27 protein-coding genes and 1 pseudogene are annotated in these 24537 nt (G+C 69.4%); 17 read left to right on the top strand and 11 right to left on the bottom strand.

Annotated elements, in window-relative coordinates:
- Positions 1-56: 56 nt before the first annotated feature.
- The 5 genes from H6A07_RS00500 to H6A07_RS00480 form a co-directional block, all read right to left on the bottom strand.
- Complete coding sequence (locus H6A07_RS00500; protein ID WP_204812312.1) at positions 57-554, bottom strand: dihydrofolate reductase; 498 nt, start codon at positions 552-554, stop codon at positions 57-59.
- A 244-nt stretch (positions 555-798) separates the two neighbouring features.
- Positions 799-1647, bottom strand: coding sequence for a thymidylate synthase (gene thyA, locus H6A07_RS00495; protein ID WP_204812311.1), 849 nt, complete (start codon positions 1645-1647; stop codon positions 799-801).
- A 10-nt stretch (positions 1648-1657) separates the two neighbouring features.
- Positions 1658-1975, bottom strand: coding sequence for a hypothetical protein (locus H6A07_RS00490; protein WP_204812310.1), 318 nt, complete (start codon positions 1973-1975; stop codon positions 1658-1660).
- A 42-nt stretch (positions 1976-2017) separates the two neighbouring features.
- Complete coding sequence (locus H6A07_RS00485) at positions 2018-2437, bottom strand: (deoxy)nucleoside triphosphate pyrophosphohydrolase (RefSeq protein ID WP_204812309.1); 420 nt, start codon at positions 2435-2437, stop codon at positions 2018-2020.
- Positions 2434-3165: an acyl-[acyl-carrier-protein] thioesterase gene (locus tag H6A07_RS00480; protein ID WP_204812308.1), complete on the bottom strand. Its 732-nt coding sequence runs from the start codon at positions 3163-3165 to the stop codon at positions 2434-2436. Before H6A07_RS00480 ends, H6A07_RS00485 begins: the two co-directional genes overlap by 4 nt.
- Before the next feature lie 105 nt (positions 3166-3270).
- On the opposite strand from H6A07_RS00480, the gene H6A07_RS00475 reads away from it, so the two are divergent.
- Genes H6A07_RS00475 through H6A07_RS00465 form a run of 3 tightly spaced genes read left to right on the top strand, consistent with a single transcriptional unit; the run spans position 3271 to position 5336 of the window.
- Positions 3271-4335, top strand: coding sequence for a Gfo/Idh/MocA family protein (locus H6A07_RS00475; protein WP_204812307.1), 1065 nt, complete (start codon positions 3271-3273; stop codon positions 4333-4335).
- Between the two features lies 1 nt (position 4336).
- Entirely contained in the window at positions 4337-5038 is a 702-nt protein-coding gene (locus H6A07_RS00470) for an AzlC family ABC transporter permease (protein ID WP_342636517.1), read from the top strand.
- Positions 5025-5336, top strand: coding sequence for an AzlD domain-containing protein (locus H6A07_RS00465; protein WP_204812304.1), 312 nt, complete (start codon positions 5025-5027; stop codon positions 5334-5336). Before H6A07_RS00470 ends, H6A07_RS00465 begins: the two co-directional genes overlap by 14 nt.
- A gap of 40 nt (positions 5337-5376) precedes the next feature.
- On the opposite strand, the gene H6A07_RS00460 is transcribed toward H6A07_RS00465, so the two are convergent.
- Entirely contained in the window at positions 5377-6348 is a 972-nt protein-coding gene (locus H6A07_RS00460; protein ID WP_204812302.1) for a diacylglycerol kinase family protein, read from the bottom strand.
- A 110-nt stretch (positions 6349-6458) separates the two neighbouring features.
- Between H6A07_RS00460 and rnd the strand changes: the two genes are divergently transcribed.
- From rnd to H6A07_RS00405, 11 genes are all read left to right on the top strand, one after another.
- Positions 6459-7589, top strand: a complete 1131-nt coding sequence (gene rnd / locus H6A07_RS00455; RefSeq protein ID WP_204812300.1) for a ribonuclease D — start codon at positions 6459-6461, stop codon at positions 7587-7589.
- A 68-nt stretch (positions 7590-7657) separates the two neighbouring features.
- A complete protein-coding gene (locus H6A07_RS00450) occupies positions 7658-8359 on the top strand; it encodes a zinc metallopeptidase (protein ID WP_204812298.1) in 702 nt (233 codons plus the stop codon).
- The gene (gene xseA, locus H6A07_RS00445) at positions 8359-9702 is read left to right on the top strand and encodes an exodeoxyribonuclease VII large subunit (RefSeq protein ID WP_204812297.1); all 1344 of its coding nucleotides are present in this window, start codon (positions 8359-8361) and stop codon (positions 9700-9702) included. The genes H6A07_RS00450 and xseA overlap by 1 nt, the downstream gene beginning before the upstream one ends.
- A 19-nt stretch (positions 9703-9721) precedes the next feature.
- On the top strand, positions 9722-9991 hold the full coding sequence (xseB, locus tag H6A07_RS00440) for an exodeoxyribonuclease VII small subunit (RefSeq protein ID WP_204812296.1): 270 nt from the start codon (positions 9722-9724) through the stop codon (positions 9989-9991).
- Between the two features lie 21 nt (positions 9992-10012).
- Positions 10013-10357, top strand: a complete 345-nt coding sequence (locus tag H6A07_RS00435; protein WP_204812295.1) for a histidine triad nucleotide-binding protein — start codon at positions 10013-10015, stop codon at positions 10355-10357.
- Between the two features lie 110 nt (positions 10358-10467).
- Complete coding sequence (locus H6A07_RS00430) at positions 10468-11637, top strand: acetate/propionate family kinase (protein ID WP_204812294.1); 1170 nt, start codon at positions 10468-10470, stop codon at positions 11635-11637.
- 305 nt (positions 11638-11942) lie between these two features.
- Complete coding sequence (locus H6A07_RS00425) at positions 11943-12908, top strand: glutamate ABC transporter substrate-binding protein (protein ID WP_204812293.1); 966 nt, start codon at positions 11943-11945, stop codon at positions 12906-12908.
- Between the two features lie 20 nt (positions 12909-12928).
- Positions 12929-13588, top strand: coding sequence for an amino acid ABC transporter permease (locus H6A07_RS00420; RefSeq protein ID WP_204812292.1), 660 nt, complete (start codon positions 12929-12931; stop codon positions 13586-13588).
- Positions 13585-14418 (top strand): amino acid ABC transporter permease, encoded by an 834-nt coding sequence (locus tag H6A07_RS00415; RefSeq protein WP_204812291.1) that lies wholly within the window; start codon positions 13585-13587, stop codon positions 14416-14418. Before H6A07_RS00420 ends, H6A07_RS00415 begins: the two co-directional genes overlap by 4 nt.
- Positions 14419-14428: 10 nt before the next feature.
- Positions 14429-15193 carry an amino acid ABC transporter ATP-binding protein gene (locus tag H6A07_RS00410; protein WP_204812290.1) on the top strand — a complete coding sequence of 255 codons (765 nt, stop codon included), beginning with the start codon at positions 14429-14431 and terminating at the stop codon, positions 15191-15193.
- 2 nt (positions 15194-15195) lie between these two features.
- On the top strand, positions 15196-15942 hold the full coding sequence (locus tag H6A07_RS00405; RefSeq protein WP_204812289.1) for a gamma-glutamyl-gamma-aminobutyrate hydrolase family protein: 747 nt from the start codon (positions 15196-15198) through the stop codon (positions 15940-15942).
- 17 nt (positions 15943-15959) lie between these two features.
- Here the strand turns inward: H6A07_RS00405 and H6A07_RS00400 are convergent, their stop codons facing one another.
- Both H6A07_RS00400 and H6A07_RS00395 read right to left on the bottom strand, forming a co-directional pair.
- Positions 15960-16454 (bottom strand): GNAT family N-acetyltransferase, encoded by a 495-nt coding sequence (locus H6A07_RS00400; RefSeq protein WP_204812288.1) that lies wholly within the window; start codon positions 16452-16454, stop codon positions 15960-15962.
- 2 nt (positions 16455-16456) lie between these two features.
- A complete protein-coding gene (locus tag H6A07_RS00395) occupies positions 16457-17341 on the bottom strand; it encodes an aldose 1-epimerase family protein (protein WP_204812287.1) in 885 nt (294 codons plus the stop codon).
- A 196-nt stretch (positions 17342-17537) separates the two neighbouring features.
- Here H6A07_RS00395 and pckA point away from each other — a divergent pair, with 196 nt between their 5' ends.
- Entirely contained in the window at positions 17538-19139 is a 1602-nt protein-coding gene (gene pckA, locus H6A07_RS00390; RefSeq protein WP_204812286.1) for a phosphoenolpyruvate carboxykinase (ATP), read from the top strand.
- A 253-nt stretch (positions 19140-19392) separates the two neighbouring features.
- Here the strand turns inward: pckA and pta are convergent.
- A pseudogene (pta, locus tag H6A07_RS00385) lies at positions 19393-20388 on the bottom strand (phosphate acetyltransferase); the annotation flags it as partial.
- A 174-nt stretch (positions 20389-20562) separates the two neighbouring features.
- Between pta and glf the strand changes: the two are divergent.
- Both glf and H6A07_RS00375 read left to right on the top strand, forming a co-directional pair.
- Positions 20563-21765: a UDP-galactopyranose mutase gene (glf, locus tag H6A07_RS00380; RefSeq protein WP_204812284.1), complete on the top strand. Its 1203-nt coding sequence runs from the start codon at positions 20563-20565 to the stop codon at positions 21763-21765.
- A 40-nt stretch (positions 21766-21805) separates the two neighbouring features.
- Positions 21806-22840 (top strand): glycosyltransferase family 2 protein, encoded by a 1035-nt coding sequence (locus H6A07_RS00375; protein ID WP_204812283.1) that lies wholly within the window; start codon positions 21806-21808, stop codon positions 22838-22840.
- Positions 22841-22870: 30 nt separating this feature from the next.
- On the opposite strand, the gene H6A07_RS00370 is transcribed toward H6A07_RS00375, so the two are convergent.
- A complete protein-coding gene (locus tag H6A07_RS00370; RefSeq protein WP_204812282.1) occupies positions 22871-23848 on the bottom strand; it encodes a P1 family peptidase in 978 nt (325 codons plus the stop codon).
- Positions 23841-24473, bottom strand: a complete 633-nt coding sequence (locus H6A07_RS00365; RefSeq protein WP_204812281.1) for a Maf family nucleotide pyrophosphatase — start codon at positions 24471-24473, stop codon at positions 23841-23843. Before H6A07_RS00365 ends, H6A07_RS00370 begins: the two co-directional genes overlap by 8 nt.
- Positions 24474-24537: the final 64 nt, after the last annotated feature.

Here is a 24537-nt window from a genome sequence, read left to right as displayed (position 1 = left end):
GGGGGCGAGAGGGGAGGGGGAAATGTAGCGAGAAGGACGGGCGAGAAGGACGTCGGCTAGCGGCGCTCGTAGGTCACGAAGTCAAAGGCCACGCCCTCGTCGGTGACGCCGCCGGCGCGCGTCTCGCCGACGTGCCAGGAGGGGTCGGCGTCGAGGTCGGGGAAGTACGCGTCGCAGGGGCGCACGCAGTGGTTGCGCGTCACTACGGCGCGCTCGCAGCGGGGGAGGAGCTGCTTGTAGACCTGGCCGCCGCCGATGACCCACGCCTCGTCCTCGTCGGCCACGGCCGCGAGCGCCTCGTCGACCGAGCGGACCACCTCGACGCCCTCGGGAGAGAAGGACGCGTCGCGCGTAAGGACCACGTTGCGGCGGTTCCTGAGCGGCCGGCCACCGGGGAAGCTCTCCAGCGTGCGGCGCCCCATGATGACGGGATGTCCCGTCGTGCACGCCACGAAGTGCCGCATGTCCTCGCGGTTCTCGACGACCATCCCGCCGTCGAGCCCGATGCCCCAGTCGTCACACACCGCCACGATCGCACTCAGCTTGCAGCTCATATCTCATACCTTTCTGCACGGGTAGGCTCGGCGCATTGCCCCGGCGCTCGAACAGCTTGCCGCAAAGAACGCGGCAAGAACTCGCGGCGGGACAAAGCGCCGAGCCCGTCGAGCCGAAACGAGTAGGCGAGAAGGACGTGTCGTCCCGCGCGGAGTTCCGCATGAGCCGGAGGCGACTTAATGTCGCCTCCGTGCGAAGAGGACCTGTTTGAGCACGGGGCGACACGTCCTTCTCGCCGGGCGCTCAGACCGCGATCGGGATGTTCTTTACCTGCGGGCCGTGCTCGTAGTTCTCGACGATCAGGTCGTCGGTCGTGAAGTCGTAGAAGTTCGTGACCTCGGGGTTGAGGCGCACGGTGGGGGCGGGAAACGTCGGCCGGGAGATGAGCTCGCGGACCACCTCAACGTGGCGGTCGTAGATGTGCGCGTCGGCGATCATGTGGACGAGCTCGCCGGCTACCATGCCCGAGACCTGCGCCACCATCATGAGCAGGATCGCGTACTGGCAGACGTTCCAGTTGTTGGCCGCGAGCACGTCCTGGCTGCGCTGGACGAGCACCATGTTGAGCGTGGGCCGGTCCTCGCCAGGCTCCTGCGTCACGTTGTAGATCGCGTTGTAGGCGCAGGGGTAGAGGTGCATCTCGGAGAGGTCGGCAAAGGTGTAGAGGTTGGTCATGATGCGGCGCGAGTAGGGGTTCTCGCGCAGGTCCTTGAGGACGCGGTCCATCTGGTCGTAGTCGCCGTCGGGGTAGTGCGAGACCTGGCCCACCTGGTAGCCGTAGGCCTTGCCGATCGAGCCCGTCTCGTCGGCCCATTCGTCCCAGATGTGGGGCTTCAGGTCGTGGACGTTGTTGGACTTGCGTTGGTAGATCCACAGGACCTCGTCCATCGCGGACTTGAGGGCCGTGCGGCGCAGCGTGAGCGCCGGGAACTCCTCGCGCAGGTCGTAGCGGTTGCACACGCCAAAGCGCTTGATCGTGTAGGCGGGCGTGCCGTCCTCCCAGTGGGGGCGGACCTTCTGGCCCTCGGTGGTGGTGCCGTGCTCGATGATGTCCGAGCACATGGAGATGAAGATGTCGTCGGCTTTGCTCACGCTGGTCTCCTCACGTGTGGGAGAGGGGCTCGCCGCCGGGGAAGCCGTCCTCGTGGAAGTCGCGGTCGGTGAGCTCGTCAAGCGTCTCGAGGTCGTCGGAGTCGAGGGTCGTCTCGTCCTTCTCGGCTATGTCGTTCGCCACGAAGGTCCCGACGGCGCTCACGCAGCTCGACAGGCTCAGGAGCGTCACGGCGAGAAGGGCGATCGCGATCGCAAAGATCACGTACGCGCTGACCCCGGAGTTGCTGTTGTCGGGGTCGGTCGTCCCGCTCGGGCTCTCTATGATCGGCGTCTGCGGGCGCGACGCGGGGATGTTCTCCTCGGGCATGGCCGCTCCTTTCGTCCTGCCCATCATAGCAAGTCGGGGAGGCTAGAGCAGCTGGTCGGCGAAGGCCTCGTCCCAGTAGAAGGCGAGCGTCCGCATGAGGGAGACGTCAGCCGGCAGCCACTCGACGTCGAGGAGCTCGTCGCGCGCGAGCCAGCGGAGCTCGGAGTGGACGCCCGCGCGCGGGGCGGGATCTGCGCCCTCCGGGAGGGTGCAGACGAAGCAGTCCATCGTGAGGTGGAAGTCGGGGTAGTCGTGCTCGACGGTGTCGTAGGGCCACAGCGTGCGCAGCTCGCAGCCGAGCTCCTCGCGTATCTCGCGCCGGAGCGCCTCGGCGGGGCTCTCCCCGTCCTCCACCTTGCCCCCGGGCAGCTCCCAGAGCCCGGCCTGGTCGCCGGAGGCCCTCCTCGCCGCGAGCAGGCGCCCCTCGCGGCCGATGAGCGCGGCCGAAACGTGCACGGTCATCGCGTCTCCTCCCGTCGCATCTCAAAGCGGACGAGCGCATAGGTCGAGCCGGCGTCGTCCGCGAGGTCGACGTCCCACCCGCGCTCCCAGGCGCTGACGCGCGGGACGACCACGTCCCCGAGCAGCGCCATCCTGCGGTACTGCACCGACACGCAGCTCACCGCGCCCGCGTGCCCCAGCTCCGCGAGCGCGTCGCTCGCGAACAGCACGTACTGGGCGTTGTTCACGTGCCGGTTGGTGTCGAGGTGGTGGGGGCGGATCGCGGTCCGCGTGGCGGCGCGCGCCTCGCCAGCGGGGCGCAGGGAGCGCTCGAGCGGCGCCATGCGGGCGCGCGGCTCGTCCGAGAGATAGATCCGCTGGTCGTCCGGGACGTGCGCGACGTGCCCGGCGGCGACGTCGTAGACGAACCACTTGGAGTCGGCCCGCACCAGGTCGCGCCCCGCCGCGTCGGTCATCGAGAAGCACCTCAGCGCGCGCGACCGGCTCATGTCGTAGCACCAGGTCGAGACGCGGACGCGCTCGCCCAGGCGCGGGAGCTCGTCGACCTCGATCCTCCAGGCGGCGAGGATCCAGGCGATGGCGCGCTCCCCGAGGCTCGCGAAGCCCCGGTCGAGCTCCTCCGACTGGAAGGTCGACGCGTCCTGGAGGTAGTTGACCATGGAGGCCAGGGAGAGGCGCCCCGTCTCGTCGCACTCGCTGTAGCGCACGCGGCTCTCGAACGCGTACATGCCCACCCGCCTTTCTCGACACACCCCTAGAACCTTACCAGTCCGCGAGCGCCCGCGCGAGAAAAGCACGATGGTAGAATCGACTGACCGACGAAAGGGGAGGACATGGGCACGGTCAGGTTTGCGACCATCGGTTCGAGCGGCATCTGCGAGCGGTTCCTCGAGGCGCTCGCCGAGGCGGAGGGCGTCGAGTACGTCGCCGCGTACTCGCGCGACGCCGGGCGCGCCCGGGCGTTCGGCGAGAAGTACGGCGCGCGGCTGTTCTTCGACGACCTCGACGCGCTCGCCGCGTGCGACGAGGTGGACGCCGTCTACGTCTCCAGCCCCAACGGGCCCCACGCCGCGCAGGCTCTCGCGATGATCGCCGGCGGCAAGCACGTGCTGGTCGAGAAGTCCCTCGCCTCCAACGAGCGCGAGGCGCGCGAGGTCTTCGACGCGGCCCGCGAGCGCGGGGTCGTCGCGATGGAGGCCATGCGCAACCTGCACGTGCCCACCTTCGCCGCCATCGAGCGCGTCGTCTCCTCCGAGCTCGGCACGGTTCGCCTCGCCACGCTGCGCTTCTCCAAGGTCACCTCGCGCATGGCGCGCCTGCGCGCTGGCGAGCGGCTCAACGTCTTCGACCCCGCGCTCGCGGGCGGCGCGCTCATGGACATCGGCGTCTACTGCGTGGAGCCGGCCGTGGCGCTCTTCGGGCGGCCGGACACGGTGCGCGCGCTCGCCGTCACGGCGCCCGTCCCGGGCTGCGCCGAGGGCGACCCGTGCGACACCGTGGACCTCGCTGGAGAGGCGATCCTCGGCTACGGCGACAAGCTCGTGAGCCTCTCCTACGGCAAGATGACCGACGACCTCCTGCCCTCCCAGGTCGAGGGTGAGGAGGGGACGCTGCTGTGGGACCAGACCTCCTGCCCGGTGAACCCGCGCGTGCACGTCCACGAGGACAAGGGCCTCATCTTCCGCATGGAGGGGATGACCACTCTCCCGGTGCCCGTCGAGGTGCCGGACAACGACATGGTCTGCGAGATTGACGACTTCGTCGCGGCCGTCGCCGGCGACGAGGCGGCGCTTCTCGCCCGCGACCGCTTCGAGCGCGTCACGGTCGACTCCTTGGCCGTCATGGACGAGATACGCCGTCAGGTCGGCGTGCGCTTCCCGGCGGATGCGGTCGCCTAGCGTGATCGCGCGCGCCGACGTCGCGCCCGCCCTGCGGGCGGCGCTGCCCGTCATGCTCGGCTACGTCACGATCGGCGTCCCCTGCGGCGTCATGGCCTCCGAGGTGGGGCTCGGTCCCGCCGTGGCGTTTCTCCTCTCGGCGACGTTCTACTCGGGGGCTGGCCAGTTCATGATGGCGTCGCTCGCGCTCGCCGGCGTGCCGCTCGCCTCCATGATCGCGAGCGTGGCGCTCGTGAGCACGCGCCAGCTCCTCTACTCGGCGGCGCTCTCGCCCTACCTGGCCCGCGCTCCGCGCCCGCTCGCGACGCTCTTCGCCGCGACGGTCACCGACGAGAGCTTCGGCGTCAACCTCGACCGCTTCGTGGCCGACGACGCCTGGACCCCGACGCGCGCGACCATCGTCAACCTCGCGAGCATGCTCTCGTGGGCGCTCGCCAACGCGCTCGGTGCCGCCGTGGGCCCGGCGCTCGCCATCCCGACGGCGATCATGTCGTTCGCGATGACCTCGATCTTCGTGTGCCTGCTCGTCGCGCGGGAGTGGACGGTCGTGACGGTCGTCGTGGTCGCGGTCGCGGCGGCGGTCGTCGCCCTCCTCAAGCTGCTCGGGCTCGGCTCGCTCTCCGTGCTGCTCGGCGCGCTCGCCGGCGTGGCGAGCGGGATGGCGGTCGGGGCCGGGAGGAGGGGATCCCGTGAGCGGGCGTGACTTCCTCGTCTTCTACGTCTGCGTGCTTGCCGTGATCGTGGCGTGCCGCTGCGTGCCCCTGCTCGCCCTCAAGGGCCGGGAGCTCTCCCCGCGCGTCAGCGAGGCGCTGGGCCTCATCCCGCCCGCCGCCTTCGCCGCGCTGGTGGCGAACGACCTCATCGACCCGGTGGCCGGCCTTCCCTGGAGGGCGCTTCTCGCCGCTGGGCTCGTCGTCGTGGTGGCGAGAAGGACCGGCTCGCTGATCTGGTGCGCCCTCACGGGCATGGCGGCGTACGCGCTGCTCTCGCTCGTGCCCTGAGGCGTCCGTTCTTCTCGGCTGGGCTGCGCCGGTCGCGCGGCTACTTGGGGTAGGCGATGACCTCGGAGCCGCCGAAGCGCGACGACCCGTCGTCGGCGGAGCCATAGGGGCTCATCGGGTCGACGACGAGGTTGGCGGCGCGGGGGAGGGCCCGGGCGACGTAGGAGGTCACGAGCCCCGGCGCCACCTCGCCGTCCACCTCGAGCGGGACGGGGACGGACGACTCGATGCGGATCTCGCGGCCCTTGAACGACTCGATGTGGGGCCGGCCGATCGCGTGGCCGGTGCGGTCCACGAGCCCGAAGGCGAGCGGCTTGAGGAGCTGCGCCGCGTCGGCGGTCTCCACGACGATCACGTCGAGCAGGCCGTCGTCCATACGGCAGTCGGGGACGATCTCGATGTCCCCCTGGATCGTGGCGGTGTTGGCCACGAGGCACGTGATGCCGTCGCGCTCGTGGGTGCGCCCGTCCACGGTGATCGTGAAGTGGGATACCGTCGGGCGGGGGTTGGCGAGCGCCGCCGCGAAGTAGGCGGCCTGCCCCATGATCGCCTTGTTGGGGAGCGCCGCCTGCATGAGCTGCGCGTCGAAGCCCGTGCCGGACATGATCGCAAAGCCCCGCGTGCGGGCCTCGCCGCCCTCCGCCTGCCACGAGATCTCGCCCAGGTCGAGACGGGCGGTCTTGCCGACGCGGCAGGCGCGGGCGAGCGCGGAGGGCTCGGGGGCGTTGCCGACGTTGGCGCAGAGGAGGTTGGCGGTCCCCGAGGGGAAGACGCAGACGGGGACCGGGGACTCGCGCAGCTCGTAGAGGAACGAGGAGACGGTGCCGTCCCCGCCCGAGAGCACGACCAGGTCGAAGTCAGCCGCGTCCGCGCACGCCTCGCGCGCGACGAAGTCGTCGTCGAGGACCCTCATGAGGCACTCGTCGCCGGCGTGCACGAGCGAGCGCTGGAACTGGAAGACGGCGTCGGACCCAAAGCCCGACAGGGGGTTGTGGACGATGAGGGTGCGCACGCGAATCTCCTCCCGGGACGCGGCGGGCGTTGGCTATCATAGGGTGGCGGCCCGCAGCGGGCCGCGCCTCCTAGTGTAGCCAAACCCCCGTCGGGGGAGAATCGAGCGACTTGTACCTCTCCACCAAGAACGAGCTCGAGCAGTTCTGCGAGCTCGCCTCCGCGGCGAAGGTGATCGCCGTCGACACCGAGTTCCTCCGCGAGCGGACCTACTTCCCCAAGCTCTGCCTCGTCCAGGTCGCCGCCGGCGAGCACATCGCGGCGATCGACCCCATCCTGATTGAGGACCTCTCGCCGCTCGCGGCGCTTCTCGAGGACCCCTCCGTCACCAAGGTGTTCCACGCCTGCGGCCAGGACCTCGAGGTCCTGCTCGACGGCATGGGGGTCGTCTGCGCGCCCGTCTTTGACACCCAGCTCGCCGCCGCCTTCCTCGGGCTGCGCCAGCAGGTGAGCTACGCCTCGCTCGTCGAGGCGTACTGCGGGGTGCGGCTCCCCAAGGCCGAGTCGCTCACCGACTGGTCGCGCCGCCCGCTCGACCCCGAGCAGCTCACCTACGCCGAGGACGACGTGCGCTACCTCCCCGGCATCTACGAGCGCATGATGGGGGAGCTCGTCGAGCGGGACCGCCTGTCGTGGGTCGCGCCCGAGATGGAGGCGCTCTGCGACCCCGCGCGCATCCGCCGCGACCCGCGCGAGGCCTACCAGCGCCTCCGGCGCGCCGGCTCGCTCACGAGGCGGCAGCTCGCCGTCGCTCGCGAGGCATGTGCGTGGCGGGAGGAGACGGCCGCCCGCCGCGACCTCCCGAGGAAGTGGGTCGCCTCCGACGAGGTGATCGTCGAGGTCTGCAAGCGCACGCCCACCACGCTCGACCGCCTGCGCCGCATCCGCGGGACCGACCAGATCTCCGAGCGCGACGCCCGGTCGCTTCTGGAGGCGGTGGCCCGCGGGACGGCGTGCCCCGCCGAGGACTGCCCCAAGATGGCGCGGCGCGCGCGTCCCTCGGCCGACGTCGAGGGCGTGATCGACCTCATGTACGCCGTCCTGCGCCTCGCCTCGGAGCGCAGCGGGGTCGCGACGCAGCTCATCGCCACCCGCGACGACCTGCTCGACTTCGTCCAGAGCCGCGAGGCGTCGCCGCTCGCGTCGGGCTGGCGCTACGAGCTCGCCGGCTCCACGCTCGAGCGGCTGCTCGCCGGCGAGGTCGGGCTCACCGTCCGCGACGGGAGGATCGAGCTGCTCTGACGGGCGTCGGACTTCTTGTCCGGTCGCATGGGTAGAATGAGCCTCGTACCGGACGATTGGAGATCGACATGCCCCTCTACTACGGGTTCTACGGCGTCGACGTGGGCTACTACCTCGTGGCCCTCGTCGCGCTCGTCATCGGCGGCCTCGCGCAGGCCTACATCCGCAGCACCTACAACAAGTGGTCCAAGGTCCCCGCCAACGTCCCCGGGACCGGGGCGGACGTCGCTCGCCGCATGCTCGAGGAGGGCGGGGCGGCCGGCGTCGGCATCACGCGGGTCGGGGGCACGCTAACCGACCACTACGACCCGCGCGACAACCGCCTCCACCTCTCGGACGACAACTATCGCGGCGCGTCGGTGGCGTCGGTCGCCGTGGCGTGCCACGAGGCGGGCCACGCCATCCAGGCGGCGCGGGGCTTCGGCTTCTACCGGCTGCGCACGGCCCTCGTTCCCGTCGTGAACGTCGCGCAGCAGGGGTGGGTCATCGTGCTACTCGTCGGCGTCCTGATGAACGCGTTCGGGCTCGTGCGGCTCGCGATCGCGCTCTTTGCCGTCTCGGTCGTGTTCCAGCTCGTGACGCTTCCCGTCGAGATCGACGCCTCGCGCCGCGCCGTGGCCTACCTCGGCGAGAACGGCTTCGGCCTCGACGAGCAGGGCGCCCGCAAGGTGCTCACCGCGGCCGCCCTCACGTATGTGGCCGCCGCCCTCACGTCCATCATCCAGCTCGTGTACCTGCTGGGTCGCTACGGCGGCAGGGACGGCGAGTGATGGGCGAGCGTCCCCAGCCCCTGTCGGTGACCGACGCGGTCGCGCTCGCCAAGGGCGCGGTCTCCGCCTGGCCCACGCTCGTGGTGAACGGCGAGGTCTCCGGGTTCAGGGGCCCCAACGCGCGCTCCGGCCACTGCTACTTCGAGGTCAAGGACGACGGCGCGTCGATGAGCGTCATCGTGTGGCGCGGCACGGCGGCGAAGATGGGCTTTGCGCTGCGCGACGGCCTCGCCGTCCAGCTCACGGGCAAGTTCGACGTCTACAAGGCCTCCGGCAAGCTCTCCTTCGTGGCGAGCCGGGTCGAGGCCGCCGGCGAGGGGCTGCTGCGCCAGCAGGTCGCCGAGCTCGCGCGCGCCCTCGAGCGCGAGGGGCTCATGGACCCCGCGCGCAAGCGCCACGTCCCGGCGTTCTGCTCGCGCGTCTGCGTCGTGACGTCGCTCTCGGGCAGCGTCATCGAGGACGTCAAGCGCACGCTCGCGCGGCGCAACCCGCTCGTGGAGATCGACGTGGTCGGCTGCTCGGTGCAGGGCGCGGACGCCCCCGTCACCATCGTGCGCGCGCTCGCCATGGCGGCGGCCTCCCGTCCCGACGCGATCCTGCTGGTCCGCGGCGGCGGCTCGTTCGAGGACCTCATGTGCTTCAACGACGAGGGGCTCGCGCGCGCGATCGCGGCGTGTCCGGTCCCGGTGGTGACCGGCATCGGCCACGAGCCCGACACCACGATCGCCGACATGGTCGCCGACCGGCGCGCCTCCACCCCGACGGCCGCCGCTGAGTCCGTGGCGCCGGCGATCGACGAGGTGGAGCGGCAGATGCTGCAGCGCCAGGTGCGCCTCGGCCGCGCGATGTCTGCCGCGCTCGAGTTCCGGCGCCAGCGCCTCGACGCGGCGGGCCGGCTCATGGCGGGCAGCGTCGAGGCCGAGCTCTCGCGCCGCCGCGTCGCGCTCGAGGCCATCGGCGCGCGCCGCTGCCTCGTCGACCCCGCGGCCCCGCTGCGCGACCGGCTTTCCGACCTCATGCAGACCGAGCAGCGCCTCCACGACGCGATCCCGCGCTCGCTCGCGCGCGACGAGGAGCGCTGCGAGCGGGCAGCGGCTCGGCTGCGGGACGCCGCTCCCCGGGTGCTGCGCCCCGCCGAGTCGACCCTCGCGCGTCTCGCCGCCTCGCTGGAGGCGCTCTCGCCGCTCTCCGTGCTCGCCCGCGGCTACGCCATCGCGCGCGACGCCTCGGGACGGGTCGTCAAGAGCGCCTCCGAGCTCGGGTGCGGCGACGAGGTCCGCGTCCTTCTCGGCAGCGGGTCCTTCGACGCCCGCGTGACCACCGTATACAACGAGCGGGCATAGCGCCCGGAAAGGGGAGACCATGGCAGAGGAACCGAGGAAGGTCGAGGACATGACGTTCAAGGAGGCGTCCGTCGAGCTCGAGCAGATCGTGCGCGCGCTCGAGTCGGGCGAGCTCGAGCTCGAGGAGTCGCTCGAGCGCTATGGGCGCGGCGTCGAGCTCCTGAAGAGCCTGCGCGAGCGCCTCGCGAACGCCGAGCAGAAGGTCCGCGTCCTTCTCGACGCCACCGACGAGGGCGCCGCGACGACGGACACCTCCTCGGCGCCGAGCACCGCCTTCATCAACGAATAGCTGCAGCGAGAGGAGAGACCCATGTCAGACTGCATCTTCTGCAAGATTGCCAACGGAGAGATTCCGAGCGAGTTCCTCTACGAGGACGACAACGTGGTCGCCTTCAACGACCTCAACCCCCAGGCGCCGGTGCACGTGCTCGTGGTGCCCAAGGCCCACCACGACAACTTCGTCGACGACGTGCCGGCCGAGACGCTCGCCTCGATGGAGCGCGCCGTGCGCGCGGTGGCCGAGAAGACCGGCGTCGCGGAGACGGGCTTCCGTTGCATCATGAACACGGGTGCGGCGGCCGGCCAGACCGTCATGCACCTCCACATGCACGTCCTCGGCGGCAAGCCCCTCGGCGAGGGCCTCATCCCCGCCTGAGATTCCGCAGCCCGCTCGGCGACGCGAGGGCGCTAGAGCCGCGCGGCGGGCGTATCATGTGAGTGCTGTGTTTCAACGCCGAGTGGGGGAGACCCCGCGGGAGGAGAGTCATGAACGTCCTTGTCATCAACGCCGGCAGCTCGTCGCTCAAGTACCAGCTCCTGGACGTGGACACGCGCGAGGTCTACGCCAAGGGCAACTGTGAGCGCATCGGCATCGACGGCTCGTTCGTCGGTCACGAGGAGATGGGCGGGGAGAAGCAGAAGCTCGAGGTGGCGCTTCCCGACCACAAGACCGCCATCAAGTACGTCTTCGACATCCTCAAGACCGTGGACAAGCCCATCGGCGGCATCGGCCACCGCGTGGTCCAGGGCGGCTGGTACTTCCCCGAGTCCGCCGTCGTGACCGACGAGACGCTCGGCTGGGTCCGCGAGGTCGCGCCGCTCGCGCCGCTGCACAACTACGCCGAGGCCGACGTCATCGAGATCTGCCGCGACATGTTCCCCGAGATCGGCAACGTCATCGTGCCGGACACCGCGTTCCACTACCACATGCCCGAGCGCGCCTGGCGCTACGCCCTCCCGCGCGACGTCGTTGACGCCTACCACGTGCGCAAGTACGGCGCCCACGGCACGAGCCACCGCTTCATCTGGCGCACCGTCCACGAGATGATGGGCGACAAGACCCACAAGCTCGTGAGCTGCCACCTGGGCTCGGGCGCGTCCCTGTGCGCCATCGAGGACGGCCGCTGCATGGACACCACGATGGGCCTCACCCCGCTCGACGGTCTCATCATGGGCACGCGCTGCGGCACGCTCGACCCGGCCACGGTCTTCTACCTCAACCGCGTCGCCGACATGAGCATCGACGACATCGACACGATGATGAACAAGAAGTCCGGTCTTCTCGCCGTCTCGGAGGTCTCCTCCGACTCCCGCGACATCGAGGCCGGCGCGGCGGACGGCGACGAGAAGTGCCAGATGGCGCTCGACATGTTCAACTACCGCGTCTCCCAGCTCTTCGCCGAGATGGCCGCCTCGATGCAGGGCGTCGACACGATGGCCTTCACCGCCGGCATCGGCGAGAACGCGCCCGAGATCCGCGCCGCGATCTGCGAGCTGCTCGGCTGGATGGGCGTCAAGATCGACGCCGAGAAGAACGCGCCGCGCTCCGACGAGCCGCGCGTGATCTCCACGCCGGACTCCGCGATCACCGTCATGGTGGTCCCGACCAACGAGGAGTACATGATCGCGCTCGACGTCGAGGAGCTGCTGGGGTAGGCTCCGGCGGCAGCTTCCTCCGCGCGTGCCTTTGAGAGGCCCGGCTCCCGGCGAGTCGGGCCTTTCTCTGTCAGGGAGCGCCAATACGCGACTTCCAACGTTTTTGGCCTTCAAAACGTAGGAAGTCGCGTATTCGTCGGGCCCAGTACGCGACTTCCAACGTTCTGGGGCCCAGAAACGTAGGAAGTCGCGTATTGGGCCGAGGTTACGGGGAAATGACGGAGGCGCCGCCGCCGGGGTTAATTCCTAGTGAGTTGGGTATAATTTGCGGGCGTGTACGGAGACTCTATCGAAAGGATGTCCCCATGTCGCTCAACGACCTCATGCTCAGCCGTCGCGCCGCCCTCGGGCTCGGCGCCGCCGCCCTCGCCACCTTCGGACTCGCCGCTTGTGACGACGCGGAGGCCCCCGCGCCCTCGACCGACGAGGAGGCGTCCGAGGAGACCAAGCTCGATACCGCCGCCTACGACGAGCTCATCGCTGCCGGCGCCGTCGCCACCGACGACGTCATCTCCGCGAGCGCGTGGGCGAGCGCCGTCAAGGAGGCGGGCACGCTGCGTGTCGGCGGCGTCCAGACGTCGCTGCTCTTCTCGTCCCTGAACGAGCAGGACGGCAAGACCCGCGGCTTTGACGCTGGTCTCTCCCAGCTGCTCACGCGCTACATCCTCGGCGACGAGTCCAAGCAGGAGATCACGCAGGTGACCTCGGATACGCGCGAGTCGGTCCTCCAGAACGACCAGGTGGACACCGTCTTTGCGACCTACTCGATCAACGACGACCGCAAGAAGGTCATCTCCTTTGCCGGCCCGTACTACACCACCCAGCAGTCCATCCTCGTGATGGCGGACAACACCGACATCAACTCGGTCGACGACCTGGCCGGCAAGAACGTGGCCGCCCAGTCCGGCTCCACCGGCCCGAGCATCCTCGAGGAGTACGCGCCCGACGCCAGCGTCCAGGAGTTCAAGACCGACGAGGAGGCCCGCCAGGCGCTCTCGCAGGGCCGCGTGGACGCCTACGTCATCGATACCGCGATGCAGATGGGCTCGATGACGCGCAACCCTGGTCGCTACCGCCTCGCCGGCGACGAGTTCGGCCCCGTCGACGCCTACGGCATCGGCCTGCCGCTCGACTCCGACGGCGTCGCCTTCGTCAACGCGTGGCTGCAGCAGATCGAGGACGAGGGCGTCTGGGAGGACCTGTGGCGCCTGTGCATCGGTGACCGCGCCGGCATCGACACGGTCCCTGAGCCGCCCGCGATCGGCGCGTAGGCGCCGGGTGAGGACGTCGCATGGGCCTCGCTGAGCTTCTCGGCACCTACGGGCAGAACTACCTGGACGGGCTTCTCGCCACCTGGTCGATGACCGCGGTCTCGTTCGTCTTCGTGATGGCGCTCGCCGTGCTCGTGACCGTGGCGCGCGTCTGCCCGGTCGCGCCGCTGCGCGGCCTCGGCGAGCTCTATGTCCAGGTGTTCCGCAACATCCCCGGCGTGGCGCTGCTGATTCTCGTCGCCTACGCCCTGCCGCAGCTGCGCGTCGTGCTCGACTGGCGCACCTGCGTCATCGTGACCGTGGTGCTGCTCGGCTCGGCCTTCGGCTCCGAGAACTTCATGAGCGGTATCAACACGATTGGCGTCGGGCAGATCGAGGCGGCGCGTTCGGTGGGCCTCACGTTCGCGCAGATTCTGCGGCACATCGTGATCCCGCAGGCCCTGCGCACGACGGTGCTGCCCATGACCAACCTCCTCATCGCCGTCATGCTCACGACGGCGCTCGGCTCCCAGGTGCCGCTCTCCCCGCAGGAGCTCACGGGCGTGGTCTCCTATGTCAACACGCGCGCCACGGGCGGCGTCCTCGCGTTTCTGGTCTCGGCGCTCGGCTACGTGCTCACCGCCTTCGTCATATCCTTCGCGGGCAACCGCCTTGACCGGAAGGTGAGGATCCTGCGATGAGCGCGCGCACCCAGACTACCCCGAGCGTCCGCGCCGCGCTCTACGAGGCGCCCGGCCCGCGCACGCGCCGCCGGATCGCGGTGGGCACGGCGATCTCCGCTGTCCTTCTCGCCCTGCTCGCGGCGCTCGTGGTCCGGCAGTTCTACGTGACGGGCCAGCTGGCGCCGCGCTACTGGTCGTTCCTCCTGGAGTGGCCTACGTGGCGGTTCCTGCTGCAGGGCTTCGTGGGCACGGTCGAGGTGGCGCTCACGGCCGGCGTCATCGCGCTCGTGCTGGGCCTTCTGCTCATGCTCGGCCGCACGAGCGGGGTCCGCCCGCTCGCCGCGCTCTGCCGCATGGTCACGGACTTCTTCCGGGGCGTCCCGAGCCTGCTTCTGATCTACTTCTTCTTCCTCGTGGTCCCGCAGTACGGCATCCAGATGCCCGCCTTCTGGATGCTCACCCTGCCGGTGGCGCTCGCCGCCTCGGGCGTGCTCGCCGAGGTCTTCCGCGCGGGCGTGAACGCCGTGCCCAAGGGCCAGGTGGAGGCCGCGCTCTCGATCGGGCTCAGCCCGGCCAAGACCATGCGCAAGATCGTGCTGCCGCAGGCCGTGCGCTACGTCATCCCCTCGCTCATCGCGCAGCTCGTCGTCGTGGTCAAGGACACGACGGTCGCCTACGTGGTGAGCTACCCCGATCTCATGCAGAACGCGCGCGTGCTCATCACCAACTACGACGCGCTGCTCTCCATGTACCTGGTCGTGGCCGTCATCTACGTCCTGATCAACTTTGCCATCAACAAGGCGTCCGTGTACGTCGCGCGCCGCACGGGCGTCAAGATCATTCGCTAGGAGCGGAGCAATGGCCCAGGAAAGCACAGACGAGAAGAACGTGCCGGTGATCGAGCTCCGCCACGTGGACAAGCACTACGGGGACCTCCACGTCTTGCGCGACGTGAGCCTGACCGTGAACAAGGGCGAGGTGCTCGTGGTGATCGGCCCGTCGGGCTCCGGCAAGTCCACGATGTGCCGCACGATCAACCGGCTCGAGACCATCGACTCCGGCGAGATCCTCATCGAGGGCGAGCCGCTGCCGCAGGAGGGGCGCGAGCTCGCCCGGATGCGCGCGGAACTGGGCATGGTGTTCCAGCAGTTCAACCTCTTCGCGCACATGACGATCCTCGACAACGTGACGCTCGGGCCGCGCGAGGTGCTCGGCCAGGGCAAGGAGGAGGCCGAGAAGTACGCGATGGAGCTCCTCGAGCGCGTGGGCGTGGCCTCGCAGGCCCACAAGGTGCCCGCGCAGCTCTCCGGCGGCCAGCAGCAGCGCGCCGCGATTGCGCGCTCGCTCGCGATGCGCCCCAAGGCCATGATGTTCGACGAGCCCACGAGCGCGCTCGACCCCGAGATGATCAACGAGGTCCTGGACGTCATGGTGGAGCTCGCGCGCGGCGGCATGACGATGGTCGTGGTGACGCACGAGATGGGCTTCGCGCGGCGCGTGGCCGACCGCGTGGTCTTCATGGCCGACGGCCAGATCGTGGAGGAGGGCGCGCCGGACGCGTTCTTCGACCACCCCCAGACGCAGCGCGCCCGTGACTTCCTCGACTCGATCAAGGGGCACTAGGCATGGCGAGAAGACCGGTCGTACTTGTCGCCCCCCGGTGGGAGGCGCCCGTCGTCGAGGGCTCCGAGACGATCGCGCCCCAGGAGGCCATCGCGGACTGCTTCGTGGACGCGATCATCGCCGCCGGCGGCCTGCCGCTCATGATGGCGCTCACCGAGGACGAGGACGTGATCGCGGACTACGTGGCGCAGGCCGACGGCGTCGCCGTGCCGGGCGGGCCTGACGTGAGCCCCGCGCTCTGGGGCGACGAGCGACCCTACGACCCGGCGCTGCTCTGCCCGCAGCGCGACGCCTTCGAGCTGCCGCTGCTGCGCGCTGTCATCGCGGCTGACAAGCCGCTACTCACGACCTGTCGCGGCACGCAGCTCCTGAACGTCGCGCTCGGCGGCACGCTCTGCATGGACGTCCCGAGCCTCGGCGCGCGCGAGGGCATGGTCCAGTGGCGTCACACGGGGGTCCTTACCGACGTCTGCCACCCGGTCGAGGTGGAGGAGGGGTCGCTGCTGTCCCGCGCGCTCGGCGGGGAGACGCTCGTGCAGGCCAACTCCGCGCACCACTGCTGCGTTGACCGGCTCGGCGAGGGCGTGCGGCTCGTGGCCCGCGCGACCGATGGCGTGCCCGAGGGCATCGAGGTCACGGGGCGGCGCTTCTGCGTGGGCGTGCAGTGGCACCCCGAGTACACCTGGCGCAAGGTGGGGACGGACCTCGCCCTCTGGAAGAGCTTCGTCGACGCCTGCCGATTTGCCTAAAAGGGGTCAGACCCCTTTTAGGCATGTCTCACGAAGTGGTAGGCGACGCGCGGGGTGCCGTCCTCGACCCAGATCGTGCCGCGCCGCACGAAGCCGCACTTCTCCAGCGTGCGCCGCATGGGAACGTTGTCCGCGTGCGTGTCCGCCCGGACGTTGTCGTGGCGCGCGCAGAGCCAGGAGAGCATGCGCGTGCCGGCGCCGCGGCCGCTCTCGGCCACCGCGAGCCGGTGCATCACCCAGTACGGGTCGTCGTTCAGCCAGGGCTCGCCCTCGATGACGCCGTAGGTGGGGTCCGGCCCAGGCAGCACGCTCATGACCGCAACGGGCCCCGAACCCTCGTCCAGCACCCAGAGCGCGCCGGCCGCGAGGTCCTTCTCGGCATCAACGAGCCCGGGGTAGTCCCCGGGCCACTGCGTGGGGTTGCCGTGCGTTTGCATGAACGTGCGCGCGGCCTCGTAGATGGCGCAGACGGCGCCGAGGTCGCCTGCGGTTGCCAGCCGAATCTCCGCCATCGCTAGAAGGGCCTGATCGAGAAAGACTGCTCGCAGGACGCGCCCGGCGCCAGCGCGATCGTGCCGCGCTTCTCCTCGAAGACGTCGGACTCGTCGTAGGCCGTGGCGCATCCCACCCAGGGCTCGATCGCCACGAACGGGGCGTCCGCGCTCGCGGTCCAGACGCCGAGGTAGCCAAAGCCCTCGAAGTCCAGCTCCACGCCGTGGCCAGCCGGCCCCACGAGCTTCACCGAGCGTCCGGGCACGTCGACGAAGACCACGGTCAGCAGGCGGTCGATGAGCTCGTGGGTGAGCCGGAGGCGGTCGCTGTCGCGGAAGAGCTCGTGCATGCGGGAGAAGTCGTGCAGGCCCCGCTCGTCGATCGTGGGGACGCGCGCGGTCCACGCCTCGGGGAAGACGAGCTCGTAGTCCGAGAAGGACGCGCCCTCGTCGCCCGGCACGGGAACGTTGAAGGCGGGGTGGCCGCCCAGCGTGAACGGCAGGTCCACGGAGCCGGTGTTGGTTACGGCGAAGGTCTGCGTGAGGCGACCGTCCGCGACGGCGTAGGTCATGTTGAGGCGGAAATCGAAGGGGTAGGCGGCGCGCGTCTTTTCGGTGGAGGCGAGCTGGTAGGTCACGCTCGCGGGCGTCTGCGCCACGACGGCGTGCTCGTAGAGGCGGGCGATGCCGTGGCGCTTGAGCGAGACCTCGCCCTGCGCGGAGACGGCATGGTCGTTTCTCAGGCAGCCGACGATGGGGAAGAGCACCGGCGCCCGACGCGCCCAGTAGCGCTCGTCGCCCTGCCAGAGGTACTCGCCGCCGTCGAGCATGAGGCTCATGAGCTGCGCGCCCTGCGCGTCGATCGTGGCCGAGAGCGCGCCGTCCGTGATGGTCGTGAGCGTTGCCATGTCCGTCCTTTCCTCGTCCCCATCTCTCAAAACTTTATTACCCCGACGTTCTTCTCGCCCGCTTGGTTAGCTGAATGGGGCGTATGAGACCGCAAGCGGGTAGTTGTGTCATAATATCCAACCGGTGCCCTCGGAATTCCGGGGACTTCGATGCGTCTAAAGTCGGCGGATACCCGCCTGCCATAAGGAGGCACGCATGATCATCGAGGAACTGCAGCGCTACGGCATCGCTCACACGGAGGAAAAGACCGTCATCGACGCCTCCCCGGCCGTGCTCATCGAGACCGCCGTCGAGCGCGGCGAGGGCGAGCTCACGAACACCGGCTCGCTCTCCGTCATCACCGGCCAGTACACCGGCCGCTCGCCCAAGGACCGCTTCATCGTTGACACCCCCGACGTCCACGACAAGATCGCCTGGGGCAACGTGAACGTGCCGTTCTCCGAGGAGAACTACCAGAAGGTCAAGAGCGAGGTCATCGGCCACCTCTCCGAGCGTCGCCTCTTCGTCGTGCACGGCCTCGCGGGCGCCGAGCGCCGCTACTCCCGCAAGATTTGCGCCATCTGCGAGCTGGCCAGCCAGGCGCTCTTCGTGCACCAGATGCTCGTGCGTCCGACCGACGAGGAGCTGCGCGACTTCGGCGAGGCGGACTTCGTCGTCATGGCGGCGCCGACCCTCAAGCTCGACCCGGAGGTCTACGGCACCCACTCCGAGGCCGCCGTCCTCATCAACTTCCAGGAGCGCATGATTCTCGTCGTGGGCACCCAGTACTCCGGCGAGATCAAGAAGTCGATCTTCTCGGTCATGAACTACCTGCTCCCGGTTGAGGACAACGTGCTCACCATGCACTGCTCCTGCAACATGAACCCGCGCTCCCACGGCACCACGGTCTTCTTTGGCCTCTCCGGCACCGGCAAGACCACGCTCTCGGCCGCCGAGGACCGCCTCCTCATCGGCGACGACGAGCACGGCTGGGCCGAGGACCGCGTCTTCAACATCGAGGGCGGCTGCTACGCCAAGACGATCGACATCACGCCCGAGACCGAGCCGCAGATCTGGAACGCCATCCGCTTTGGCTCCATGTGCGAGAACGTGGTGATCGACCCCGAGACCCGCGTGGCCGACTACTTTGACACCTCGCTCACCGAGAACGGCCGCGTGGCCTACCCGGTCGAGTTCGTGCCCGGTGCCGTGGCCAAGGGCCGCGCCAAGCGCACCCCGGACGTCGTGATCTTCCTCACGGCCGACGCCTTCGGCGTGCTGCCCCCGATCGCCAAGCTGGACCGCGATGCCGCCATGTACCACTTCATGACCGGCTTTACCTCCAAGGTCGCAGGCACCGAGCGCGGCATCAAGGAGCCCCAGCCCACGTTCTCCTCGCTCTTCGGCGAGCCGTTCATGCCGCTCGACCCCAACGTCTACGCTCAGATGCTGGGCGAGAAGATCGACAAGGGCGGCGTGCGCGTCTACCTCATCAACACCGGCTGGACCGGTGGCCCCTACGGCGTGGGCAAGCGCATGAAGCTCGCCTACACCCGCAAGATGGTCGAGGCCGCCCAGTCCGGCATCATCGACGACTCCGAGTACGTCCACGACGAGCGCTTCAACCTTGACGTGCCCACGTCCTGCCCCGGCGTGCCGAGCGAGCTGCTCAACGCCCGCAACACCTGGGAGGACCGTGCCGCTTACGACGAGATGGCCGAGAAGCTCGCCCAGATGTTCGTCGACAACGCCGACAAGCGCCTCACCACTATGTCGCCCGAGGTCCGCGCCGCCGGCCCCAAGCCCATCGGCCGCTAGGCTTCGAGCCTCTCCGAGGTTTGGGTTCGCATTTGGAACCCACCGCTCCTCTCGCTCCACAAAGCCCCAGGTCAGAAGCCTGGGGCTTTTTCTTGTACCGCGCGAATGCCAACAAAGTGAACCCAAACCTCGAGGAGGGGAGGCCCGAGCGCGCAAAGTGGTTTGCGAGCGCGTGAAAAAACGACCCGGCAGCCGCGCGTCCGGCCGCCGGGTCGAAAACTTGCCTAAAAGGGGTCTGACCCCTTTTAGGCGACTAGCGCATCTCGGCCATCTGGGCCTGGACGGCAGTGATGGCGACCACGCCCACGATGTCGTCGGCGACGCAGCCGCGCGAGAGGTCGTTCACCGGCTTGGCGATGCCCTGCAGAATGGGGCCGTAGGCCTCGGCGTTGCCAAAGCGCTGGACGAGCTTGTAGCCGATGTTGCCGGTCTCCAGGTTGGGGAAGACGAGCACGTTGGCGTGACCGGCCACGGCGCTCTCGGGGGCCTTGAGGGCGGCCACCTCGGGCACGATGGCGGCATCGAGCTGCAGGTCTCCATCGATGGCGAGCTCGGGGGCCTTCTCCTTGGCGAACTTCGTGGCCTCCTGGACCTTCTTGGCGGTGTCGCCGCCGGCCGAGCCCATCGTGGAGTAGGAGAGCATGGCCACCTTGGGCTCCACGTCGTCCATGAAGGTGGCGAAGGAGTTGGCGGAGGCGATGGCGATCTCGGAGAGCTCGTCGGACGTGGGGTCGATGTTGAGGCCGCAGTCCGCGAAGACCAGCGTGCCGTCGGCGCCGAACTGCGGCGTCTTGGTGCACATGACCATGAAGGCGGAGACGAGCTTGGTGCCCGGGGCGGTCTTCAGGATCTGCAGCGCCGGGCGCAGCGTGTTGGCCGTGGAGTGGCAGGCGCCGGAGACGAGGCCGTCGGCGTCGCCCATCTTGACCATCATGGTGCCGTAGTAGGTGGCGTCCATCATCTGGGCGCGTGCCTGCTCGATGGTCACGCCCTTCTTGGCGCGCAGCTCGGCGAACTTCTGGGCGTAGGCCTCGTGCTTGGGCGCGGTGGGGGAGGTCGGGTCGATCACGGTGACGCCCTCGACGTCGATCTGGGCCGGGTCGCCCAGGATGACGAGGTTGGCCAGGTCCTCCTCGACGATCGTGCGCGCCGCCTCGAGCGTGCGCGGGTCCTCGCCCTCGGGCAGGACGATCGTCTTCTTGTAGGCCTTGGCCGCGGCCTTCATGCGTGCGAGAAAATCGCTCATCGAAGCTCCTTCTTCAGACGTCTCCCGTTCTCGCGCACGGCCCCGATTGTGTGGTTGCGCCGGGCGTCCGCGCGCACGGGCCCATTATAGGGCCGAGGTGATAGAATCATGCGGACGAATGGGCGAGCGCGCGCCAGCCGCCGTCCCGCCGCGCCCACGCGCAGAGAGAGGATTTCCATGAGTATCGAGAAGGGCCTTCCCGCCGGATTCAACCCCGATGCCTACGACGCGATCATCGTCGGCGCGGGCTACGCCGGCGCCACCTGCGCGCGGCGCCTCGCCGAGTCGTGCGGCTTCAAGGTTTGCGTCCTTGAGCGCCGCGACCACATCGCCGGCAACGCCTACGACTTCGTCGACGAGGCGGGCATCCTCGTCCACAAGTACGGCCCGCACATCTACCACACCGTGAGCGACCGGGTCCACGAGTTCCTCTCCCGCTTTACCGAGTGGACCGACTACCAGCACCACGTGCTCGCCAACATCCACGGCACGCTCATGCCGGTGCCCTTCAACCACCGCTCCCTCAAGCTCGCCTTCGGCGACGAGAAGGGCGAGCGGCTCTACCGCAAGCTCGTGGACACCTTCGGCGAGAACAAGAAGGTGCCGATCATGGAGCTCCGCGAGAAGAACGACCCCGAGCTCGTCGAGGTCGCCGACTACGTCTACGAGAACGTCTTCCTGCACTACACGATGAAGCAGTGGGGGCAGACGCCCGACCAGATCGACCCCTCGGTCACCGGGCGCGTGCCGGTCTTTGTCGGCGACGACGAGCGCTACTTCCCGCAGGCGCCGCACCAGGGCATGCCCACCGAGGGCTACACGGCGCTCTTCGAGCACATGCTCGAGCACGACCTGATCTCCGTCTACCTGGACGTCGACGCGCGCGACGTGCTCGGCGTCTCCGAGACGAGCCTCGCGGTCTGCGGGCGTCCCTACGGCGGCGAGGTCGTCTACACCGGCCCGCTCGACGAGCTCTTTGGGCTCGACCTCGGGGCGCTTCCGTACCGCACCCTCGACATGGTCTTCGAGACGCTGCCGGTCGACCAGTTCCAGCCCGTGGGCACGGTCAACTACACCACGAGCGAGGACTTCACCCGCATCACCGAGTTCAAGAACATGACCGGCCAGGTGGTCCCGGGCAGGACGACCATCCTGAAGGAGTACTCCAAGGCCTACGAGCCTGGCAGCGGGCAGACCCCCTACTACGCGATCATCGAGGATGCTAACCTCGAGCTCTACCGCCGCTACCGTGCGCGCGTCGAGGACCTCGTGAACTTCCACTGCGTGGGCCGGCTCGCGGAGTATCGCTACTACGACATGGACGGCGTCGTGGCCTCCGCGCTCGACCTCTCCGACGAGATCATCTCGCAGCACAGCTAGCGAGCGCGGCCCGTCGCCCGACCCGACCAAGAAGGAACGCATGAAGAAGACCATCACCTTCGGCATCCCGTGCTACAACTCGGCTGCCTACATGGACCACTGCATCGAGTCTATCCTCGAGGGCACGGGCTACGCCGAGGACGTCGAGATCATCGTCGTGGACGACGGCTCGACCAAGGACGAGACGCCGGCCAAGGCCGACGCATGGGCGCGTCGTCACCCCTCGATCATCCGCGCGGTGCACCAGGAGAACGGCGGCCACGGCGCGGCGGTCATGCAGGCCGTGCGCAACGCGACCGGCACCTACTTCAAGAACGTCGACTCGGACGACTGGGTGGACGCCGACGCCGTGAGCGCGCTTCTCGCCCAGCTGCGGCGCTTCGAGGAGCTCGGCGAGCACGTGGACCTCGTCATCACCAACTACGTCTACGAGCACGTGGAGGACGACACGCAAAACGTCGTGGACTACCGCCACGTGCTGCCGGTGGGCCGCGTCTTCACCTGGAACGACATGGGCCACTTCATGATGTGGCAGTATCTGCTCATGCACGCGCTCACCTACCGCGTGGACGTGCTGCGCGAGGTGGGCCTCGAGATGCCGCCGCACACGTTCTACGTGGACAACGTCTACGCCTACGTGCCGTTCCCGGCGTGCCGCAGCATCTACTACCTGGACGAGGACGTCTACCGCTACTTCATCGGGCGCGAGGACCAGTCCGTGAACGACAAGGTCCTCACGAGCCGCGTGGACCACTACTGGCGCGTGGCGCGCGTCATGATGCACGCCTACCACCTCTACGACGACATCTCGTCCGCGAAGCTCCGCAGCTACATGATGAACTACTTCACGATCATCATGGCGATCTGCTCGGTCTTCTCCAAGAAGAGCGACCGGCCGGACGCGATGGACGAGCTCCAGAGGCTCTGGGACGAGCTCAGGGCCTACGACCGGCGGATGTATCGTCGCGCGCGCCACGGCATCGTGGGCATGGCGACCAACCTCCCCGGCACCGTCGGGCGCGCGCTCACGCTCGCCGGCTACCGCGCGGCGCAGAAGCTCGTCAAGTTCAACTAGCCCTGCGGCCGCGCGGGTTCGGCTGCGGTCTTACAGGTCGCGCGCGGCGGGGTAGCCGTAGGCGGTCTCGGCCTGGCGGGCGCCGTCCGCGATGGCGCGCCCGAGCGCGCGCGTGGCGAGCGCCCCGACGACGTCGACGGGTGCCTCGACCTCCCCGGTGGCCATGACGAAGACCGTGTCCCCGTCGTTGGTCGTGTGGGTGGGCGCGATCGCGTGCGCGTAGGCGTCGGCCGACATCTGCGCGACCTTGGTCGCCTGCGCCTTGGTGAGCCGCGCGTTGGTCACGACGCACGAGATCGTGGTGTTGGTCCGCGCGAGCGGCATCTGCGCATAGCCGCCGAGAAGAACCTCGGTGGTGTCGGCGAGCCCCCCCGTCTGCGGGTCGCGCACCCCGGCGATCTTCTCGCCCGTGTCCGGGTCGCGCACGTCGCCGCAGGCGTTGACGGCGGCGACCGCGGCGCAGACGAGCTCGCCCGCGCGCTCGACGTCCTCGCCGAGGCCCGACTTCATCGCGCGCTCGGGGCCGGCGAGCTTGCCGACGGTGCAGCCCGTGCCGGCACCGACGTTGCCCCGGGGGAGGGGCGAGCCGTCCCCGTCGAGGGCGCGCTCGCACGCCGCGCGGCCGTCTTCCGCCGTCGGGCGCACGTGGGCGTCGCCGCAGGCGAGGTCGAAGAGGCATGCGCCCGAGACGATCGGCACGCGCGCCACGCCCACGTCGAGGCCGCGGCCGCGCCGCTCGAGCTCCTCGGCCACGCCGCAGGCGACCGCGAGGCCGAAGGCGCTGCCGCCGGACAGCACGACGGCGTGGAGCACCTCGACGGTCTCCTCGGGTCGCAGCAGGTCCGTCTCGCGCGTCGCCGGCGCGCCGCCGCGCACGTCGACGCCGCCGGTCGCCCCGGCGGGGCAGACGATGACGGTGCAGCCGGTCCCGGCCCCCGCGTTGGTGGCGTGGGCGGCAAAGACGCCCGGCACCTGGGTGACGCTCGTGATGTCCTTCTCGCTAGGCATGTGCCCCTCCGATCCTGATGGCGTCGGCCACGAGGTCCGTCCCCTCGGCGACGAGCCTCCCGAGCTCGCGCACCAGTCGGGCCACGGGCAGGCCGACGACGTTCGAATAGTCCCCGTCGATGCCGCGCACGAGCAGGCGTCCCGCGCCCTGGATGCCGTAGGCGCCCGCCTTGTCGAGCGGCTCGCCGCAGGCGACGTATGCCTCGATCTGCGCGTCGGTGAGCTCCCAGAACGTCACGGCGGTTGTCTCGACGAAGCGCCTTGCCGCGCGCTCGCGCCCGTCCGGCTCGAGGGCCAGGGCGCACACACCGGTCGAGACGTGGTGCGTGCGCCCCGAGAGCGCGCGCAGCATGCGTGCGGCGTCGGCGGCGTCGGCGGGCTTGCCGAGCGCGGCGTCGCCGACCCACACGATCGTGTCGGCGGCCACGAGCAGGCCGTCTGCGGGCGCCCGGTCGAGCGCGGCGCGCACGGCCTCGGCCTTCTCGGCGGCGAGCCGGCCGACCAGCTCGACGGGCGTCTCGCCCGTGCGGGGCGACTCGTCGATGTGGGCGGGGACGACCTCCAGCTCAAAGCCGGCGTCCGCGAGCAGCTCGCGGCGGCGCGGGGATTGCGAGGCGAGAATCACGGGGCACCTCCATACAAAAAAGCGGGGACCGACGCGCGGTCCCCGCAGGACGTCATGCTGACGT

The sequence above is a fragment of the Olsenella uli genome (assembly GCF_016899935.1).
In the GTDB taxonomy this organism is placed as follows: Bacteria; Actinomycetota; Coriobacteriia; order Coriobacteriales; family Atopobiaceae; genus Thermophilibacter; species Thermophilibacter uli_B.
Note: the sequence above shows the minus strand (reverse complement) of the source record. Positions and strands in the feature narration are given on the sequence as shown.